This is a genomic window from Ruminococcus sp. AM42-11 (assembly GCF_003480145.1).
Lineage (GTDB): Bacteria > Bacillota > Clostridia > Lachnospirales > Lachnospiraceae > Blautia_A > Blautia_A faecis.
Map to the genome: position 1 here is coordinate 21,040 of NZ_QUIO01000010.1, position 19,783 is coordinate 40,822.

The 19,783-nt window shown below is 41.0% G+C and carries 19 protein-coding genes and 1 tRNA gene; 3 read left to right on the forward strand and 17 right to left on the reverse strand.

Going from position 1 to position 19,783, the window contains the following annotated elements:
- The first annotated feature begins 32 nt into the window (after positions 1 to 32).
- Positions 33 to 233 (forward strand): cold shock domain-containing protein, encoded by a 201-nt coding sequence (locus DW904_RS07690; RefSeq protein ID WP_008705499.1) that lies wholly within the window; start codon positions 33 to 35, stop codon positions 231 to 233.
- Positions 234 to 526: 293 nt separating this feature from the next.
- Here DW904_RS07690 and DW904_RS07695 read toward each other — a convergent pair whose 3' ends face one another.
- From DW904_RS07695 to DW904_RS25205, 4 genes are all read right to left on the reverse strand, one after another.
- Positions 527 to 784: a hypothetical protein gene (locus DW904_RS07695; RefSeq protein ID WP_118579046.1), complete on the reverse strand. Its 258-nt coding sequence runs from the start codon at positions 782 to 784 to the stop codon at positions 527 to 529.
- A gap of 294 nt (positions 785 to 1,078) precedes the next feature.
- Positions 1,079 to 1,351, reverse strand: a complete 273-nt coding sequence (locus tag DW904_RS25195) for a DegV family protein (RefSeq protein ID WP_347562067.1) — start codon at positions 1,349 to 1,351, stop codon at positions 1,079 to 1,081.
- Positions 1,297 to 1,440: a hypothetical protein gene (locus DW904_RS25200; protein WP_347562062.1), complete on the reverse strand. Its 144-nt coding sequence runs from the start codon at positions 1,438 to 1,440 to the stop codon at positions 1,297 to 1,299. The genes DW904_RS25195 and DW904_RS25200 overlap by 55 nt, the downstream gene beginning before the upstream one ends.
- Positions 1,412 to 1,903 carry a DegV family protein gene (locus tag DW904_RS25205; RefSeq protein WP_347562063.1) on the reverse strand — a complete coding sequence of 164 codons (492 nt, stop codon included), beginning with the start codon at positions 1,901 to 1,903 and terminating at the stop codon, positions 1,412 to 1,414. Before DW904_RS25205 ends, DW904_RS25200 begins: the two co-directional genes overlap by 29 nt.
- A gap of 208 nt (positions 1,904 to 2,111) precedes the next feature.
- Here DW904_RS25205 and DW904_RS07705 point away from each other — a divergent pair, with 208 nt between their 5' ends.
- Positions 2,112 to 2,615, forward strand: a complete 504-nt coding sequence (locus DW904_RS07705) for a DUF5721 family protein (RefSeq protein ID WP_118579049.1) — start codon at positions 2,112 to 2,114, stop codon at positions 2,613 to 2,615.
- 5 nt (positions 2,616 to 2,620) lie between these two features.
- On the opposite strand, the gene DW904_RS07710 is transcribed toward DW904_RS07705, so the two are convergent.
- The 6 genes from DW904_RS07710 to DW904_RS07745 all read right to left on the reverse strand — a co-directional run bounded on the left by DW904_RS07710 (position 2,621) and on the right by DW904_RS07745 (position 10,263).
- On the reverse strand, positions 2,621 to 3,010 hold the full coding sequence (locus tag DW904_RS07710; protein WP_118579052.1) for a sporulation initiation factor Spo0A C-terminal domain-containing protein: 390 nt from the start codon (positions 3,008 to 3,010) through the stop codon (positions 2,621 to 2,623).
- A 267-nt stretch (positions 3,011 to 3,277) separates the two neighbouring features.
- On the reverse strand, positions 3,278 to 5,344 hold the full coding sequence (gene htpG / locus DW904_RS07715) for a molecular chaperone HtpG (protein WP_118579055.1): 2,067 nt from the start codon (positions 5,342 to 5,344) through the stop codon (positions 3,278 to 3,280).
- 343 nt (positions 5,345 to 5,687) lie between these two features.
- Positions 5,688 to 8,165, reverse strand: a complete 2,478-nt coding sequence (locus DW904_RS23745) for a hypothetical protein (protein ID WP_243110340.1) — start codon at positions 8,163 to 8,165, stop codon at positions 5,688 to 5,690.
- Between the two features lie 504 nt (positions 8,166 to 8,669).
- On the reverse strand, positions 8,670 to 8,927 hold the full coding sequence (locus tag DW904_RS07735) for a glyoxalase (protein ID WP_118579061.1): 258 nt from the start codon (positions 8,925 to 8,927) through the stop codon (positions 8,670 to 8,672).
- 68 nt (positions 8,928 to 8,995) lie between these two features.
- Entirely contained in the window at positions 8,996 to 9,664 is a 669-nt protein-coding gene (locus tag DW904_RS07740; RefSeq protein ID WP_118579064.1) for an HAD family hydrolase, read from the reverse strand.
- On the reverse strand, positions 9,661 to 10,263 hold the full coding sequence (locus DW904_RS07745; protein WP_118579067.1) for a Maf family protein: 603 nt from the start codon (positions 10,261 to 10,263) through the stop codon (positions 9,661 to 9,663). Before DW904_RS07745 ends, DW904_RS07740 begins: the two co-directional genes overlap by 4 nt.
- 152 nt (positions 10,264 to 10,415) lie before the next feature.
- Between DW904_RS07745 and DW904_RS07750 the strand changes: the two genes are divergently transcribed.
- Entirely contained in the window at positions 10,416 to 10,847 is a 432-nt protein-coding gene (locus tag DW904_RS07750; RefSeq protein WP_118579070.1) for a hypothetical protein, read from the forward strand.
- Positions 10,848 to 11,015: 168 nt separating this feature from the next.
- Here the strand turns inward: DW904_RS07750 and DW904_RS07755 are convergent, their stop codons facing one another.
- The 7 genes from DW904_RS07755 to DW904_RS07780 form a co-directional block, all read right to left on the reverse strand.
- Complete coding sequence (locus tag DW904_RS07755) at positions 11,016 to 12,683, reverse strand: glutamine--tRNA ligase/YqeY domain fusion protein (RefSeq protein ID WP_118579073.1); 1,668 nt, start codon at positions 12,681 to 12,683, stop codon at positions 11,016 to 11,018.
- A 255-nt stretch (positions 12,684 to 12,938) separates the two neighbouring features.
- A tRNA-Thr gene (locus DW904_RS07760) sits at positions 12,939 to 13,011 on the reverse strand.
- A 166-nt stretch (positions 13,012 to 13,177) separates the two neighbouring features.
- A complete protein-coding gene (locus DW904_RS07765) occupies positions 13,178 to 17,275 on the reverse strand; it encodes an isopeptide-forming domain-containing fimbrial protein (RefSeq protein ID WP_118579076.1) in 4,098 nt (1,365 codons plus the stop codon).
- A complete protein-coding gene (locus tag DW904_RS07770; RefSeq protein ID WP_118579079.1) occupies positions 17,272 to 17,907 on the reverse strand; it encodes a hypothetical protein in 636 nt (211 codons plus the stop codon). Before DW904_RS07770 ends, DW904_RS07765 begins: the two co-directional genes overlap by 4 nt.
- A gap of 1 nt (position 17,908) precedes the next feature.
- Positions 17,909 to 18,241: a signal peptidase I gene (locus tag DW904_RS07775; protein ID WP_202187688.1), complete on the reverse strand. Its 333-nt coding sequence runs from the start codon at positions 18,239 to 18,241 to the stop codon at positions 17,909 to 17,911.
- Positions 18,238 to 18,402 carry a hypothetical protein gene (locus DW904_RS22815; protein WP_202187689.1) on the reverse strand — a complete coding sequence of 55 codons (165 nt, stop codon included), beginning with the start codon at positions 18,400 to 18,402 and terminating at the stop codon, positions 18,238 to 18,240. Before DW904_RS22815 ends, DW904_RS07775 begins: the two co-directional genes overlap by 4 nt.
- Complete coding sequence (locus DW904_RS07780) at positions 18,399 to 19,778, reverse strand: hypothetical protein (protein WP_147422303.1); 1,380 nt, start codon at positions 19,776 to 19,778, stop codon at positions 18,399 to 18,401. The genes DW904_RS22815 and DW904_RS07780 overlap by 4 nt, the downstream gene beginning before the upstream one ends.
- Between the last annotated feature and the right edge of the window lie 5 nt (positions 19,779 to 19,783).

The window sequence follows — 19,783 nt, forward strand, 5'->3', positions numbered from 1 at the left end:
TAATTTTTTATTTTTTATGGAGGTAACTCAAAATGAACAAGGGCACTGTAAAATGGTTCAACGCTGAAAAAGGTTATGGTTTCATCACAGGAGAAGACGGAGCTGATGTATTCGTACATTTTTCTGCAATCAATGGTGAAGGCTTCAAATCTCTTGAAGAAGGCCAGGCTGTAACATATGACTTAACAGAAGGCGCTCGCGGAATGCAGGCTGCTAACGTTACTAAGTTATAATTGAAGCAACTGAAGCAGAAATTTCCCCTCGGAATCATATCCGGGGGGAATTTTTTATGTAATAAGAAATCTCCTCAGAATTTCCTATTATAAAAAAATCCCTACCTGGCAGGATTACACTGCAGCGGAAGGGTAAATATCGCCCAAGACGCCCCACCGCAGGCGGAGAGTCCTGTAGACAGGATTCTTTTTATTGTTATTATATAAACAAAATGGGGACAGATCCGAAATCCATCCCCATCTTTTTAAGCTACCTCAGGCAGTTTTTTCTTATATTTTCTTATATTTCATACTTATTCCGCCTCTGAATCTGCACTAAGTCCATTCAGATAAGAATCCAGTGCAGAAGTATCCATAACAGTCTCTGTCGTCACAGTCTCCTGACCTTCTGTAACCTTTCCGTAAACAGAATAACCAATCCAGCATACAGCAACCATACACGCAACAAGCGCTGCCAGCTTCTCAATAGTAAGGATCAGCTTCTCCTTTTTCATAATTTTCTCACGGTTTGCTTTTTCTGCTTTATAGGCATCTACTTTCTTCTGACTCATAGCCGCACGTCTCCTTTGGGATAAAATATCAACTTAGATGAGTATATCATATTTCCCAACAAAATGGAAGTATGTTCACTTACAGTTCACAAAAAACGCCTCGCGAAATGTTATCAGTGAACAGAATCTAGTACATCGAAAATTAAGTTTCTGCTATATTGACGCAGGATGATTTCTTCATATGCAAGGCGGAGGAAGAAGGCGTAGCGGTGGCTACGGCGACTGACGACAACGCAGCAGATGAAAAATCAGACAAGTCAATATGGCAGTTACTTAATATTCGATGTACTAGCATCAGACAGCTACAATAATTCCACCATCATTTGCATACATACTGCTGACACCAGCTGTGTCAAGAACCACAATGTCAGACAGCTTCATTTTCTCCTGGATGGCTTCTTTAAGCATATTTGCTTTCTTCGGGCTGTTGCAGTGGGAAATGGCAAGAATTTTGTTCTCACTGTTTTCTGTCACTTCCACAATTTTATCCACCATTTTCACAAGCGCCTTATTCATGCCTCGTGCCTGATCCAGCTGGCAGATCGTCCCCTCCGGAGTAGATCCCATGATCGGTTTGATCTTAAGGCTGTTGCCACAAGCGCTTTCACACGGCTGAGGCGGCCATTTTTACGTAAGGTTTCCAGATTCTCCAGCACAAAAAAAAGTGTGCTGTTCTTCAATATATTTATTCACAACGCTGACAACATCCTCAAACGGAAGGCCGGCATCTTCGCACTGTGCAATTTTCATTGCAATCAAAGTCTGCCCTATAGAAGCAGAACAGGAATTGAAAACATGAATCTGAACGCCTTTCTTCTCCTCATGAAGAAGACTTGCTCCAAGCACTGCACTGTTATAGGAACCACTGAGTTCAGAGGAAAGAGTAACGCAATATATATGTTCAGCTTCGCAGTCAAATGCCTTTCTGTAGCTCTCTGGCGACGGGCAGGCTGATTTCGGACATTCCGGGCAGGCGGCAACTTTCTGTAAAAAATCTGCCTGGTTAAATGTCTCATCATCTATTATATTCTCACTTCCAACAGTCAGTGTAAGCGGTACGGAAGCAAATCTTTCATCCTGTTTCCACTGCTCCAGAAGTTCTCCACAGCTATCTATCACAATTTTATAACTCAATTATATCGTCCTCTTTTCCGTAATATGTAGTTTTAAATACCACATCTATATTAACACATTACTATGTGTTTGAAAAGAGTTTTTTCTTCCATTTTCCCCCAAATTGCTTTATAATGGTTATTGTTCATCAGCAACTGATTTTCATATATTGATGTCGTCGACAGGCGACATGCCCTTTAGAAAGGAGGTCCCTATGCTCGCTTTAAAAATCACTGACCAGAAGAATTTTACCAATAAGCTTTTTCTTGGAGATACCTTCGATCTCTTCTGGCTAAACCAGGCAGAGATCATTACCAGCAATGTTTTTTCCATTGACGGCAAACTCCAAACTGATTTTTTCGATAATGATGAGCAGGAATTTTTAGCTTCCAGCCACCGTACATTCTCTCTCTGGAAAGAAGTAAAACCATTTTGTTATTCTGTTATCCGTGGAAAAAAAGCGCCTCTTTCTTTCAAAATCGTGCTTCAGTTTTCTCCGAATAAGACCGCTGCATTATTGCAGAGTTCTGCATTTTCAATTTCTCCCGAAATGATAACAGGTCTTTATCTGAATCTCCAATATAAGAATAAGACCTTGCTTTGTATTACCGGAACATCTATGAAAACCTTTCTTCCCGGTAAAGAACTGGACCACCTTTGGGAGCAATATGTGATGGATTTTTTTCATCGCAGCGGATTATCCGTAGAAGAAGTTTAATCCTGTCAGAATAGGTTCTCCATTATTTTTCCAACAGAGCCATTCTGGCATTCCACGTCTGGAACCTTGCTTTCTTTTTCATCTCCCAGATAAAAGGCGATCATATCTACAAATTCACTGTTGGTAGGTCTGTATTCCAGAGGATATCCGGCAATCTCTTCCAATCTTTCCCGATGATTTTCCCAACATACATTTACAATTGTACGAATATCATGCTCAATATTAGATGGCTTGGATTTAAATTTCTTTGCAAGCTTTGGATAAATATCTTTTGTGATCTTCATTGGTCTTTCCTGAAATTCCATTGTCATGCGTATGGCTTCCGCCACAAAATAGTATCCTTTATATTTCGATGTCGCACCAAGTTTGCGTATCGTGCCGTATACCTCTCTCATTTTTTGTCCCTCCCACAATAAGTTATACTTCTGATTCTGCATCTGCAGTCAGCCCTTGATTTGCCTCTACATATAATACGAGTTAAATTTGCCTTTTTTAGCATTTCGAGACAAAAATTAAGAGAATTGTAATATTTTTTAGGAATTTCGAGATAAAATCTATAAAAAACCGAATAACAGGATAAACTTTTCCAATTTTTTCATATAAAAAGGACAGGCGTCCTAAATGCAATACTCATTTAAACGTCTGTCCCTTTTTGTCATAACTTATTTTGTCAGCATAAGCAGAATTTCATTGCTTCTCTGAACAAATCTGGTCATCTCTTCCGGTGAAAGCTGTTTATGGCTCAGCATAGCAAGATCATACAGTTCCTCGCAAATAACCGGGGTCTTCTCAGAATCCTTGTTATCTGCTACAAACTGAACCAGCGGATGTTTCGCATTCAGAACCAGAGTTTCCTGACCGCCAAACATAGATGGATCCATGCCGTACATATTGTACATCTTCATCATATCCTGCATACGGCGGCTTTCTTCAGAAAGGGTCATCATAGCAGCAACTTTTTCATTTTTCAGATTCTCAACCTTCACTTCCAGTTTGTCATTCTTCAATGCTCCTCTGAATACTTCTGTAAGAGTCTTGGAAGTTTCCTCGTCAGCAGCTTCCTCTCCACGCAGTTCTTCTGTAAGATCTGCATCAATTCTCTTAAACTGGATAGTCTGATCCTTCTGCTCCAGATGGGAAATAAAAGCGCTGTCAATATTGTGTTTCAGAATAACAGCATCCTTCTTTGCCTCACGGAACATGTTAATATACTGACTCTGCTGAACCTCATCTGTTACATAGAAGATAGTAGTCTTCTCAGGCTCTTTCTCGTCTTTCGCGCCGTCCTCTTTCTTCTCTTCTGTGGATTCAACAGTCTCTTCTGTCTTAGTCTCAGCTTCTGGTTTCCTGTTCTCTTCGATGCAATCTTTCAGAGTCAGATATTTGCCATCAATGTTCTTGAAGAGGATATAATCATTCATCTTATCTGAGAACTTACTGTCCTTAATGCAGCCATATTTGATAAATGGACTGATATCATCCCAGTATTTCTCGTAGGACTCACGGTCTGTTTTACACATTCCGGTAAGCTTGTCCGCTACTTTCTTTGTAATATACTCGGAAATCTTCTTCACGAAGCCATCGTTCTGCAGTGCGGATCTGGATACATTCAGTGGAAGATCCGGACAATCAATTACACCTTTCAGAAGAAGCAGAAATTCTGGAATTACTTCCTTGATGTTATCTGCGATAAATACCTGGTTATTGTACAGTTTGATCGTACCTTCAATGGAATCATATTCTGTATTGATCTTCGGGAAGTACAGAATACCTTTCAGGTTAAACGGATAGTCCATGTTCAAATGAATCCAGAACAAAGGCTCCTTATAATCCATAAAGACTTTACGGTAAAACTCTTTATATTCCTCATCTGTACAACTGTTTGGATGTTTCATCCACAATGGCTCCGGATCACTTAAAGATACCGGACGTTTGTTGATTTTTACTTTATCTTTCGCAGGAGATACTTCTACGACTTCTTTCTCACCTTTGTCATTCTCTTTCTCCTCAGTCTTAGCATCCTCGTGGATACGCTCTACAATTACATCATCATCACGAAGCTCAGCCTCATCAATGGTCTCATACTCCTGCGGTGCATTCTCCTTAGACAGATAGATATTTACCGGCATGAAAGAACAATATTTCTCAATAATCTCTCTCATACGATATTCGTTGGAAAACTCTGTACTCTCATCATTTAAAAACAGAGTAATTTCAGTACCAACTGTAGTCTTATTGCCTTCCTGCATATCATACTCTGTACCACCATCACAGGTCCAATGTACTGGAGCAGCGCCCTCTTTATAAGAAAGAGTATCAATATGAACTTCATCTGCTACCATAAATGCTGAATAAAAGCCAAGTCCAAAATGACCGATGATCTGATCATCCGTGGTCTTATCTTTATATTTGGAAAGAAACTCAGTAGCTCCTGAAAAAGCAATCTGTGTAATATACTCTTCAACTTCATCGGCCGTCATACCAAGACCTGTATCAATAAACTTCAAAGTCTTCTCTTCCGGATTCACAATAACTTGTACTTCAGCTTTGTAATCATCCGGAAGTGTGTATTCACCCATAACATCAAGTTTCTTAAGCTTCGTAATTGCATCACAACCATTGGAGATTAACTCTCTTGCAAAAATGTCGTGATCAGAATATAACCATTTCTTTATAATTGGAAAAATATTTTCACTGTTAATTGATAAACTACCATGCTTCTCAGCCATGCAGCTCACTCTCCTTTGTCTTCTTAATTATACAAACTATAGTAATACCAAACTGACTAAAAGTCAAGGAAAATTTAGCACTCATTTTAATTGAGTGCTAGTAATATTGCTGTTCACTGGTAACATTCCGCGAGGTGTTTTTTTGTGAACAAAGTTCACAGAAAACCCGAGAATCTCAGCGCGAAATCATGCGAATGCATGATTTCTGTGCATCGCGAAGCGTGTTACTGGTCACGGAGTGAACAGTAACCTAGTAATTATTATTAAAGAAGGGAGACCATTTCTGGTCTCCCTCATTCGTTCTGCTCTCATTCACAATTACTGTTTATCTGAGAATCCACTATTATTTTTTCTTATTGCGGTAAACAAGAATTCCTGCAATTAAGACAATCGCAACAATCAGAATAATTACAAATGGGAGGATTGGAGTATTATCCCCGGTCTTTACTGCATTCTTCTGATTTGCATCTGTTTTGTCTGCAGCCGGTGTCAGAGTCTGATTCGGTGCAGCATTTACAGTGAAATTAACCTGCTTGGTATCCTGTGTTCCAGTGTTTACCCAGTTGCTTCCATCAAACTGCTGCTGATTATATGTGACAGTCAAAGTATAATTTCCATTCTTGCCCATGCGGAAAGTTGCAGAATATGGTGCGCCGTCCCAGCTTCTTGCCTCAAGAACCTCCCAGTTCAGCGGCTGATATCTTACATCTCCCTTAATCGGATTTTCAATATCCATACCTGCGCCAACTGCAGTGAAAGTAATCTTGGTCTCTGTAGTATAGTTTCCATCGGAGCTGATTCCTGTGATACTGTTATTCCCTGCATCAGATACAATCGGTCCACGGCTTACAGTGACATTAACAGATACTACAAGGCTCAGGTTATCCGGATTGGTAACACCGTCTGGAAGAGCAGCAGTACCTTTCACAGAGAACTTCTGTGCTTCTGTACTGTTCTGATTATATGCACTGCCCTTTACATCCCATTTTACAGAGGCATTCATATCGCCCTTGTTTGTAGTAATCTTAACAGTAGATGGAAGCTGCAGTCCAGCTGCTGACTTCTCAACCCCGTTTGCCAGACTGATATCAGATACTTTGCCTACAGCTGTAAGCTTGGCAGCAGCTTCTGTTACTGTAAAGCTTACTGGAATATTCAGGTAATCTGTCTGATCTGTCTTAATGGAAACAGTCTGTGTATAGGTTCCTGCTGCCAATCCAACTGCCGGTGCAACAGTAAAGGATACAGACTGGTTTGCATTTGCCTCTAATTCTGAAGCAGACGGAGCACTTACTGTAAACTCGTTTCCGCTTACACTTACAGCAATACCAGTTAATTTCACATTTCCAGTATTGGATACATTGATTGTAACTGCAGCTGGTGCTTCTTTGTAACCAGCTTCTTTACTGTCGAATTTCACTTCGGAAATGTCGGTAGTAAATGAAGGAGCTGGAGTAATCTCCGGAGTCACTTCCGGGGTGACTTCTGGTGTTACTTCCGGAGTTACCTCTGGGGTTACTTCCGGTGTTGTTTCCGGAGTTACCTCTGGGGTTACTTCCGGTGTCACTTCTGGAGTTACCTCTGGGGTTACTTCCGGTGTCACTTCCGGAGTTATCTCTGGTGTCACTTCCGGGGTGGTTTCCGGTGTAGCTGGTTTCTCTGCTGGCTGCTGATCTGTATTCGTATCATCCTGCTTCTGCTCAGCTATTGTAAGCTTTGCAATGAAGGAAACCTTTACACCTTCCTCTGTTTCATAAGTGATCGTATCACTGTATTCTCCAACAGCTGTACCTTCTCTTGGCATAACCCATGCATCAACTGATTCTCCAGCCGCAAGAGAACCCAGATCCTTTACCATAAAATGTTCCGGACTGATTTCTTTGAAATTAAGAGTGCTGTTGCCAGTATTCTTAACAGTTACATTCTTAGTCATGGAAGAGTTTGCATTTTCCTGTGTGAAGCCTGCATTTACGGTTCCAAAATCAAGTACTGCAGTACCATCTTCTGCAGTATTTTCTGCAACAATTTCTGCTGTATACACAGGTTCCTGCTGGGCAGGGGATTCAGCTGAAGCTCCCTGATTTGCATCCTCAGCCTGTCCATTCTCAGGAACTTCCAGATAGCCTTCTGTTCCAATGTTAATCACACTGTCATCTGTAGTGATCTCAGACTGGGAATTGTCAGCAGAATTCTCTGTGTCCTGTCCATCTGCCGGCTGCATAACATCAGCGGAAGAATCAGTTGGTTCATCAGCACCAATGTCAATTACTTCCTCGGTTTGTGTATCTTCTGCTACATCCTGAGCCGGCTGTGTGTTCTCATCTGTCTGGGAACCTTCCGCAGGTGTATCCTCTGCTGCGATCTCCTGAGTAGGGGTTTCCTCTGCCGGTGCAGCCTCCTGCTCTCCCTCTGGAAGCTCTGTTGTCTCTTCCGGAGCTTCTTCCGGTGTAGCCACAATTTCAACTGTATTTACTTTCAGTTCTCCGGTTATGCCCATTTCGGCCTTTCCGGTAATTTTCAGCTCGATCTTATTTCCAAGATCTTCATCAACAAGCTTATAGGTCTTCTCAGTGCCTACTTCAGTAAGCTGATCTCCAACTTTTCTTGACCAGCTGAACGTTACATAATCGTCTGTAAGTCCTTCCGGTGTAACCTTTTCATAATCTGCGCTAAGCTCAGAGCCTACAGCTGCAGTTCCCTTAATCTTAAGCTGACCTCCAAGTTCTCCCTCTGGTGCTGCTGCCGCAAATACCAGAGACGGAAGCAATGAAAGCATCATAAGAAAAGTCATAATCATTGCTATAATTTTCCTAGGTCTCATATGCCATCCTCCTTTACATTCCCCTTTTAGGCTGACCTGTAACATTATTGTAACATATTTTAAACATTTTCACAAGCACTTTTATTTTATTGTAATTCTTACAGTGCATGTGACAGTGCTACTGTTCGCTCCGCGCACCGCAACCACTTCGCGCTGCACAGGAATCATGCATCCGCATGATTCCGCGCCCAGATTCTCGGGTTTTCTGTGAAATTTGTTTACAAAAAACACCTCGCGGAACATTGCCAGTGAACCATAACGCGATAGTTGCTGGTCACTTCTTTCTCCGGAAAACATCTTATGGGATGTATCTTCTCTTCTGAACAGTAACACATTATGTTCTCTTGTTTAGTGTCATTATAGCAACCTGATTTTATACTTATGTAATATGAATTTATCCGATAACTGTTCGGAATTCCAACCGGACATACTGCCTTTTCGCCAGTTTCATCACCTTATGTGAAAGTCAGTTACTCTGCAGCTGCAAACCTCTGCTTCAAAAGATCATCCCTCCACAATCAGATATTTTCCATCTGGAAGGGCAAATACTTCACTTGCTTCTTCTAATTCTTCATTACTCATGCCATCCACATCTGCACCCATTCCAGACAGATATTTTCGCACTTCGTCAATAGAATCTGCAACTACAGCCATGCAATCCTCCAGGAATTCCTCTGCTTCTTCGTAAGTTTCTGCAACCGGTTCATCAAAAAGCTGCTCCTGTTTTTCCAAAAATGTCTGAATACACTCCTCTGTATACATTTTTCCGACCTCCTGTTTTATAATAAAAGTTATAACTGTTTAGAGCATGCTGAATAATTATCAAAATTTTACTCTTCGCATTTTTCCTCATATAAATCAAGAATATCCTCTGGAGAATCCACAAGATAGTCCGCTCCATTTTTCAGCAGTTCTTCTTTTTCCCTGTATCCCCACAGAACACCTACCGTGTACATCCCGGCTGCTTTTCCAGTTTGCATGTCTGTTCCGGAGTCTCCCAGATACATACACTCTTCTGGCTTAATTCCAAACTGCTCCGCGATTTTAAGCGGACCATCCGGTGCTGGTTTCTTTCTTACAGAATCACTCTGTCCCATAACTGCATCAAAAATCTGAGACCCAAACATTCTTTCTACCACTTTCACGGCTGCTTCATGTGGTTTATTTGAGCACACCCCCAGCTTCACGCCTCTTTTTTTCAACTCTTTTAAGGTTTCCGGCATTCCCGGATAATGCTGTATTTTGTAAAATGGGTCTTTATCAAATTCTTTTCTATATAACGCTCTTGCTTCCTCATAGTGCAGCAATTCCGGATCTCCTGCATCGACCAGAAGTCTTTTCACCAGCATGTCAGCACCGTTTCCGCAATAGTATCTGTAATTTTCTATAGGCATTGGTTTCAAACCGTATTTTCTTACAACTTCATTTCCTACAACAGCCATGGAATCCAATGTGTAGGCTAAAGTTCCGTCCAGATCAAAAATACATGCTTTTATCATTTTCTCATTCCCCTTATATTGATTTTCATTTTCTTAAGTTCATAAATCAGTCTTCCTACAGGAAGCCCAACCACATTATTGTAGTCTCCGCAGATTCCTTTTACGTAAATTCCAAATTTCCCCTGGATTCCATAGCTTCCTGCTTTATCCATAGGCTCCCCTGTTTTTATATATTCCAGAAGCTCTTCTCTTGAAACAGGATAAAATTCAACATCGGTCCTTTCACTGAAAGTATAAGGCTTCCAGATACCCTGTTCTTTTACAAGAAGAGTTACACCGGTATAGACCTGATGGGATTTCCCCTGAAGTTTTAACAATGTATCTAATGCATCTTCTTCATCTGACGGCTTTCCAAGAATCTTTCCTTCAAATGCAACTACGGTATCCGCACCAATGATCAGACAAGGTTCACTTTCATTTTCAAGTCTGTCTGCAACCGATATTGCTTTATCCTGCGAAAGCTTTTCCACCGTTTCCGCTGGATCTGTCAGGTTGGTGTTCTCTTCCCCATTGCTTACAACCACAGAAAAATCCACACCGATTCTTGCAAGCAGTTCCTTTCTTCGTGGGGACCCCGAAGCTAAAACAATTTTCTCCATAATCTCTCCTTTTCTGTCTTAACAGTATAACCCTCCATTTATATGGGTGCAACGATTTTTTTCTTTTCTTTTTGCGTAAAAAGTATTACAATATAGACAACTCCATTAAGCTTTGTTTAGACAGATGGAAAATACCGAAAGGAGCAGACAATATGGCTAAGATTAACAAATATTGGGGAATGGTTGCACTCGGAGCAGCAACAGCAGCAGTAGCCGGTGCCGTAGCAGCAGCTTTTGCCAAAAGACATGCTTTGGAAGAGGCAGCTGACCTTGAAGATGATTTTGAAGATGAGCAGGAAGATGACGAGCAGCCTGAAGCAAAGGATGTCCACGAAGATTTCGTAACCTGGGAAGCTACTTCCGAAGATGAAAAAGATGATGAAACCGAAGGCTCTGAGGAGCCTGATTCACAAGAAAGTTCAGAGGATACAGAAGAGGATTCTGCTGAAAATGCAGAAGAGCAGGATAATACTATAGCCGATGCTCTTGAAAAAGCAGCGAAAGATGAAGATAAATTCGAGGAAGAACTTGCTGAAGCTGAGAAAGAGCAGGACGAAGAAGAAGCTTCTATCCACATTGATTAATTGCAGGTAAATTCATAATTATTCCACATTTTACAAATAGTGACAATCAGGCTTGCCACTTTCGTTGACAGTATTTAGATTTCACTTTGCAAGAAGAAGTTCCAACAGAATTTTCTATTGCAAAAACCCCCACGGCAATTTGAATATAATTTTCCGTGGGGGTTTCTTTTACGCTTTTGGAAGTTTAAATGAACTCTTAAGAGAAACAATACGGTTAAATACCGGTGCTCCTTCTTTGGAATCATGAATGTCTGCACAATAAAAGCCATTTCTTACAAACTGGTAACTATCCAGTCCTTTGGCTTTCAGAAGCTCTGGTTCAACATAAGCAGACATCTCTATAAGAGAATTCGGGTTCAGATTCAGTTCTCCTGTCTCTTTATCATAAACACCCTTTTCCTCATCTACGATATTCTCATAAAGACGTACCGGAACCTTACCTGCATTTGACGCTTCAACCCAGTGAATGGTTCCTTTTACTTTACGTCCGTCAGGTGCATTTCCGCCCTTTGTTTCCGGATCATAAGTACAATGTACAGCAGTAACTGTTCCATCATCCAATGCCTCGAAACCTGTGCATGTAACAAAATATGCATTCATAAGACGAACTTCCGTACCAAGGAAAAGTCGTTTGTATTTCTTTGGAGGATCGATCATAAAGTCTTCTCTTTCAATATAAAGTTCCTTTCCAAATGGAACCTTTCTGCTACCAAGGGCTTCATTTTCCATATTGTTCGGAGCATCCAGATATTCCACCTGTCCTTCCGGATAATTGTCAATGATCAGTTTGATCGGATCAAGGACTGCCATATAGCGAGGAGCCTTTAATTTCAGATCCTCACGGATACAGTACTCGAGCATTGCATAGTCTACTGAACTGTCAGCTTTGGATACACCACAAAGTTCCACAAACTTCTGAATAGATTCAGGTGTGTAACCACGGCGACGTAAACCGGAAATAGATACCAGTCTTGGATCATCCCATCCGTCAACAATTCCATTCTCTACCAGCTTCTTAATATAACGCTTACCTGTTACTACATTCGTCAGATACAGCTTTGCAAACTCAATCTGCTTCGGAGGATGTGGATATTCCAGTTCTCTTACAACCCAGTCATATAATGGTCTGTGATCTTCAAATTCCAGAGTACAAATGGAATGTGTAATTCCCTCAATTGCATCCTCAATAGGATGAGCAAAATCATACATCGGGTAAATACACCAGGTATCTCCTGTTCTGTGATGGCTTACATGAGCTACACGATAGATAACCGGATCTCGCATGTTCATGTTTGGAGAAGCCATGTCAATCTTTGCTCTCAGAACTTTCTCACCATCAGCATATTTGCCTTCTTTCATCTCTTCAAAAAGCTGAAGATTCTCTTCTACAGTTCTGTTGCGATACGGACTCTCTTTGCCAGGCTCCTTTAAAGTTCCACGATATTCTCTGATCTGGTCCGCAGTTAAATCGCAGACATATGCCTTACCTTTTTTAATCAATTTTACTGCGGCTTCATACATCTGTCCGAAATAATCGGAAGCGAAGAACAGTCTGTCCTCCCAGTCAGCTCCCAGCCATTTGATATCGGCTTTAATGGACTCAACAAACTCAGATTTCTCCTTAGTCGGATTGGTATCATCAAAACGCATGTTGAATTTACCATTGTACTCTTTCGCCAGTCCGGCATTTAAAAGAATGGATTTGGCATGTCCTATATGAAGATAACCGTTTGGCTCTGGCGGAAAACGTGTATGAACGGTGTCATAAACTCCTTCTGCCAGGTCTTTATCAATGATATTCTCAATAAAATTTTTGGAAACCTTTTCGTTCTCCATGGTTCTCCCTCCTGATATCAACTCTTTTATAGCATAAATTCCAATATCTGTCAGAGCATGTTAAAAAATTTTCTTTAATATGTGTATCGGGAATAGTTTCTCAAACATGTTCTGTTCTTTGATGATTTATCTTATCATAAATAGGTGCATTTTAAAAGTTTTTCTTACAAAAATATTGATTTTTCTCCCTATCTATGAGAATATATTAATTTATGCCACAAAAAAATCCCCGATATATAATCAGGGATTAAAAAGAGCTGATGACGGGAATCGAACCCGTGACCTCCGCCTTACCAAGGCGACGCTCTACCGACTGAGCCACATCAGCACTCTCATGTCCGGCATTTCTGCCGCTCACAGTTGATTATATTACCAGAAGGTTATCTTGTTGTCAACACTTATTTTCAAATTTTTTCAAAAAATATAAAATAATTAAAATTTTTTGCTGCAGCACCTGCCGCTGCAACCTGGCAGGTACTGCTATACTGCATTTTTCATTTTTCAGGAATAACAATATTCCGCACATAATCTGTATCTGTCAGTAAGCCATCTCCGCTTTTCTTGTTTGTAAAGGAAGCGGTCCCATTCTGATTTCCGGACAGATCAAACTGAACAGTATTTCCCTGTACAGTTCCATTTACTACCTGGTCAATTTTCTCCAGTTTATACCGCATAACTTTACTCTCCTGAACCTGGTATTTCCCTGCCGGAAGTGCGAATACAGCCCTTTTGCTTACATCTGCCCGGGTGTCTGTGTTTTCTTTTGTAAATTCCACAGTTTTAGAGTAAATACGTTCTTCTCCATCCAGATCTGTTCCTTTCACCGTGAATGTAAAGGCCGGATTTCCCTGTCCCCAGACAATTTCATCTCCATGAAGAATTTTGTTTATTGTAAGAGTCACCATCTTCACATCTGTCATCTGGAACTTCTGAACTCCAGATGTACTTTTTACCGTACAAATCACCGGTTTTCCTTTTTTGTAACCGGAAGGAGCTGTTATTTCTGTAAGTACATATTCTCCGGCTGGCAGTTTATTAATCCTATGAGCAGTTTTCCCGGACGTCCAGGTGTCGATCACTTTTCCGCTTTTATCCGTCAACTGCATAACAGCTCCTGCAACAGCTTCACCTGTCACCTTATCCGTCTTTAAAAATTCCGCTTTTATATAACGGTTTTCAATTACCATTGTATAACCTTGCTCATTCTTTACCAATCCATTTGCATCCACAGTAAATTTATAAACTGTGTTATCTAAAACATATCCGGCAGGTACTGCTGTCTCCTGTATACAATATGTTGCAGGTGACAGCCCTTCCAATTTTATTAATCCGTTTTTGTTTGTTGTGTATGTTGTTCCCGCCGAATCTGCATTTGCACTGCTTTCCCATAAACGGAATTTTACGCCTTCAATAGGAGGACGATTTCCTCCTGCTTCTTCCGTTTCTGTTACTTTTTTGATGTACAGATGCATTTTCTGATTTCTGACAAGGATCGCTTTTTCAGGCTCTGTTTTGCTTAAATTCGCCTCAAATACCTGCCGGCTGATTGCATATCCCTCCGGTGGTCTTACCTCACTTACCTTATATTTTCCAAGATAAATATCTTTTGAAATGGCTGTTCCATTTCTATCCGTTACTATAGTATCTGCTACAGTCCCAGCTCTCAGCAAAATATTTCCAGAAGCAGAACGGATGTCCTCCAAAGCTGTGATCTGAAATTTTCCATTCTGCAGTGCCTTTCCTGTCTCATCCACTTTTCTTATAGTAATATGACCTTTTGGAACTTTTTCCTTTACAATCACCCTGGTCTTTTCTGTATTTTTTGATGTGGAAGAAGGTTCTCCTCCGATCCAGTTAAAAGTACTTGTAGCAATATTGTATATATGGGCTTCCAGTACATCCGGATTTTGATTTGCTACATAGTACTGCTGTAAGTTACTGTTACTCTTCAATCCAACAGTAAGTAAAAGACGCACGGATTTTCCATAACAGCGCTCTGGCAATTCTGCCACAGAAGACAAGGTAATCGAATTTCCAGCAACATTCAGACTCCAATCTCCGCGTACACTGTCAGAAGCGCCAAATGAAGCTTCTACTGTCTGATCAAGATATATCTGAACCCCTTTCAGTTCAAAACAGTCTGCCAAAGTATCCTGGATTTTAAATTTGGAAATTTTCCATTCTCTTTTATTGGAAGGAATTTCCTGAACAATTTCAAACACACTTTCAAAATCTCTGCCATTATACTCTGCAGTAACTATTCTCTGATTTTCCCTTAGAATCCATTTTTGAGGATTCTTTGGTTCGGTTCTGTTTACGCTTGCCCTATCTGCAGCATTGTTCGAGGTAATTGTTACAGCCTGCGAGTCTCCTTTATGCTGTGTCGTAACAGTAAAATGATTGCTGGTCACATAAGAAGCTACAGTTCCGTTATAAGTACAGGAAATCTCTCCTGGTACCATTCTGGCGTTAAAAATCACATCATAGGATTTCCCATAAAATCCTCTGTCACCAAGAGCAGCTTCTGTTGCCTTTAAGGTAATGTTCTTTCCATTTACAGATATCTGGAACCGTCCATCCACTCTGTTCTGCCCGTTTTCATAAACCTCCGCTGTTGCAGCTGTCAATTCTGCTCCCGCAGGCAATGTATCTGCAATTTCCATTCTGGTCATATACCCGCCAAATTCATTATCCGGCACATTTATATTCAGTTTATATTTATACTCACTGTCCGGACCTGGAAGAAGAAGGTCTTCTCTCCATACCCCATCCTGCAAATTGGCAGTATACTTCTTTACAGAGGCATTCACTACTTTGTTTTTATATCTTGTACAATCTGTAGTCACTTCATCTGACCAGGAAGTTCCTGCGAGCCCATTTATATGCTGACAGGTAATCGAAGCCTTATTTTTTACCTCATAACGGTAACTGTCACCAATGTAAACCGGTGTTATTTCAGTAGGATCCATTCTCACTTTTATCTGAAACTCATATGTTTTTCCATAAAAGTCCGCCTGTGACAATGCTGCCTGTGTAGCCTGAAAATTTATCACATCCCCATCTGTAGAAATACTAAACCATGAGGTTACATCATTCTCTGAAGGCAGCATCTTTACAGCTGCGTAACCAGCGAAATCGACTCCTGCCGGCAGGGTATCACTGACTTCGCAAGAGCTGTAATAATACGCTGAATGCTCTTCCGGGATATCTGTCTGCAAGGTATAATAAAATTCCGAGGTACTGTCAGACAAGGTGTTTGACGTTCCCTGGGAAGCCAGTGTATTTCCAGTCTTTTTTACAAGGCCAGGATACTCTACCGGACCATAGCCTTTCGCATCCCAGTTAAGTCCGGCAGACGTTTTACAGGTTCCAGTCTGTACATCAGCAAATACACTTTTGATCCTGCTTGCTGTTTCAATAGAATAAGCTCCGCAACCAGGCCGCAGAATTGCCAGATAGAAGCCGGATGAATTGTCCAGCTCATAAACAACTGTATTTTGCGGAATCTCTCCGTCAACGGCAGGTGCCGGTGCGGTAAGAACTTCAAAGTTTTTGGAAAATAAAGTTTTCTTCACTACATTTACTACAGAATCAGTTGTCGCATACCGGTGTCCTATAGAACCATTCTGAAGATTGATTCCAAATCTCTGGTACAAATCAATATCCAGCCATCGAAAACGATAGTTGCCTGCAACCGGAATATCTGTACCGCTTTTTACAATATCAATTTTGATTTCCTGTGCAGAGAGCTCATCCTTAAAGCTGATCCACAATTCATTTGAATTGCTGACACCAAACATAGGATAAATTCCCGTTATTTTATTTCCCTTGTAATCGTAGGTATAATCCTGATAATTATTACAGGTAAGAAGAAGGTCTACCTTCGTATTTGCTTCTTTATTGTATCCTACATGTGTAACACGAAAACCAAATTTTCCTTTTGCATTGTTATTAAGTGGAACAAAATACGGTCCCTCTACCATTGCTCCCTGCTTCATTCCTGAAATAACGTCATTTCCCGCATTGTTCCATGAATAAACCTGGCTATCCGCATTCCAGCCAAGTCTTGTATATTTGCTGCTGAAAAGAGTACTTCCATTTGCAACAGCTGTAAAACCGCCCTTTCCTTCTCTTACAGGAGTTCCTTCCTGTGCATAATTTTCCGGAGCAACATATGCATCAATCAAGTCATCTGTGTTGCCATCTTCAAGCACTTCTAAACCATCTTGAAAAAACATGGAATCCTCTTCTGGAGTTTCCAATTCCTCCAAAGAAGACAAAAATTCTCCATCCTCATTTGCAATCAGTCCACTCTGAAAAAATTTCTCCTCTTCTGAAGCATTCCTGTTGGCTTCTGTACTGTCTGTTTCTGTACTATCTGTTTCTGCCCCATCCATTTCATCATAAGCAGGATTTTCTTCACATTCAGCTTCTTCAGGCGCTGTATTGTCTTGCATTACTTTCTGCGCTTCCGTTTCAGTTGACACCATCTCATCTTCCTGTGCCCTTACTGCCCAGCCAGGATAGGAGAACGCTACAGGCACAGCCAGAGCCGCGGCCAATATAGTTTTTTTCAGATTTCTTTTTCTCATTCCCTCGCCTCCTTCTGGTCAATATCAGCCTGTTTCAAATATTCCTGATAGATTTCTTTCATGGTTTTGCTTCCATCCTGTTCCTGAATAACGCTGGCAATCACAGGTACATCATAGCTTACGCTTGCATCCAGTTCCCCCTCTAAATAGGAAACAGCAGCTATTTTTCGAAATAGCGGTGTAGTGGATTCTCCTGGGTTCAAAACACTTTTATAGCCGTAAATATATTTTTTGTTTCCCGAGGTTTTCTCCTGATAAAGAAGAGCCCACTTCGTCTCGTCTGCCTGAAATGTAAACAATTCTCTGTTTTCTCTTATTGTTTTTCTGCCTGTACTGCCATCCAGAACAGCTATACTTCTCATAGGAACATTTACCTCCAGAAAAACATTTGCACTGTTTTCCCCTATATTTTTCACAACCGGATCTTTCTCCAGGCTCTGACCGGGATAAACCTTTGACGCTTTTTGCGTATCCCAGTGGGCTTCTGTAAGCTGCGCCTTTACAGATCCTGCCGTAAAAACATTCTTTACTTCGCCAGCGGATTTGCTTAAATACGCAGCTGTTCCCCCGGCAAAAGACATAGTTCCGACAAGCAGCCCCACAACTGCCAAAAAGCTTCTATTTTTCCTCAACTTATCTCACTCTCCTTTTTATCTGCCCTTCAAAAATTTCTGTTGCCAGATAAATTGCAAACAGGAAAAAGACTGCCGCAATTTTACCCGTTCTGCTTCCTGTAAAGTTCAGCACATATCCGGCAAAAGGGATGCAAAATACAACCGTGCCCTGCAGATTTTCCCACTTTACCGGTTTTGTATCTTGATATTGATTGGAATCCCCTTTTGTTACAAAAAAATGCTTTTCCTTATTGTTTTCTGCTACCCGGTGTGTAATCATTGTTCTCCCTTGTTCTGTGGTAAATGTAATGATCTCCCCTTTTTCTACTTTTTCCGGCTCCTTTTCCTTCACATATATGGCACTTCCAACTGGCAAATCAGGCTCATGCTTCCAGACATTACGCTGTAACATTTCATGCCATATATCTGGGGAAACGAAAGTCCGACTAACAAAATGACAAAAATCGCCCATATGATTTTCAACAGACCTTTTCCCCAGATTTTTAATCTCATCTGTCTTTTTCCTTTCTGTACAGTTTTCTTGCAGTTACTGCAAGAACCACCGCAGCTGCAAATAGCGCAAACCATCTTGCCAGCAGATTTGTGTTATCTCCGGTTTTAGGGCTTGCAGACGCAGTTGCATACACTTTTTCTCCTGCTGCTCCATTTAAGCTTTCCCCTCCACCATTGTATCCACTTCCACCACTGTTTCCGTTTTCGCCATACTTTCCATTTCCGCTTTTATTTCCACTTCCGCCGTTATTTCCGTCATCTCCATTGTTCTCATCGTCATTGTGCCCCCGGTCACCATTTCCATTTTGACCGGAAGATGAATCCGAAGAGGCCTGACTCGCAGAAAATACCCATTTCACTTTTCCCAACAGTTCCTGATATTCATTATCCATCTCTTCACTTAAAGACAATTTTACAATCAGATTTTTTCCTGCTCCTGGTTTAAACTCACCAAGGGAAATGTCTTTTTTCATGCTCCAGCCTTTTTTCGTCAGATTTCCATCTACAGTTCCATGATAAAGAACTTTATTGTTCTCCAGAATTTCAATCTTTGCATAACTGGTAAGAAGCTTCCGTATCAGCTCCAGATTCTTTTTGCTGTACTTGTTCTGTTTGGCAGCTTCCGCCCGAAGGCTCATCTTAATGTTTAAATCCGAGTTATTAGCAAGCCTTATTGTCTGGCTTCTTGTACATCCAGGCTGCAGGTTCTTAAAATTTGCAAACAGATCTGTTTTCTCGCCGCCAATGATCAGCTTATGATTTTTGTCAAAAATCACACTGGTAACAACTTCGCAAGTACATGGCTGATAGGTAATTCCAAGATCCTTCTCATTTTTTCCCCATATTGCTTTCATTTCGCCGCTCTCTGCCTGTATACTCTCCAGATTTACAATAATTCTTGCCTCTTTGTTCTTATAACGGTTGTCTGCTTTTTCAGAGAGATAGTAGCTGTCCATCAGAGGCTTTTTCGTGGTTTTTCCTGCCGGCAATACATCCTTATAGTACCAGTAGCCGTCCTCACACAGCTTCCAGAGATCGGTGTTGTAATGAATTTCGATCATCTCAGGATCCAGTTCCCGATTTTCCAGAAACTGACCGGTTTCACTGATACTCCCAAACACTCTTCCAATTTTTATCCGGACAAAGGAATCCACAGTTCCTTCATTTTTTATATTTACCTCTTTCACCACTTTCTGTCCCGGATCTACATGATCTGGCCTTACATAATTTTCCTGTATGGAATTTTTGTAAGAGGACATAGACAGCAGATTTACTGCATATTCAGATACATTCCAGGCAGCCAGCGCAGTACCGCATGCAAGCAGCAGTACTGCCACCACAGTTATGCAGATACTTGTGCACTTATGCTTCTTCATGGTAT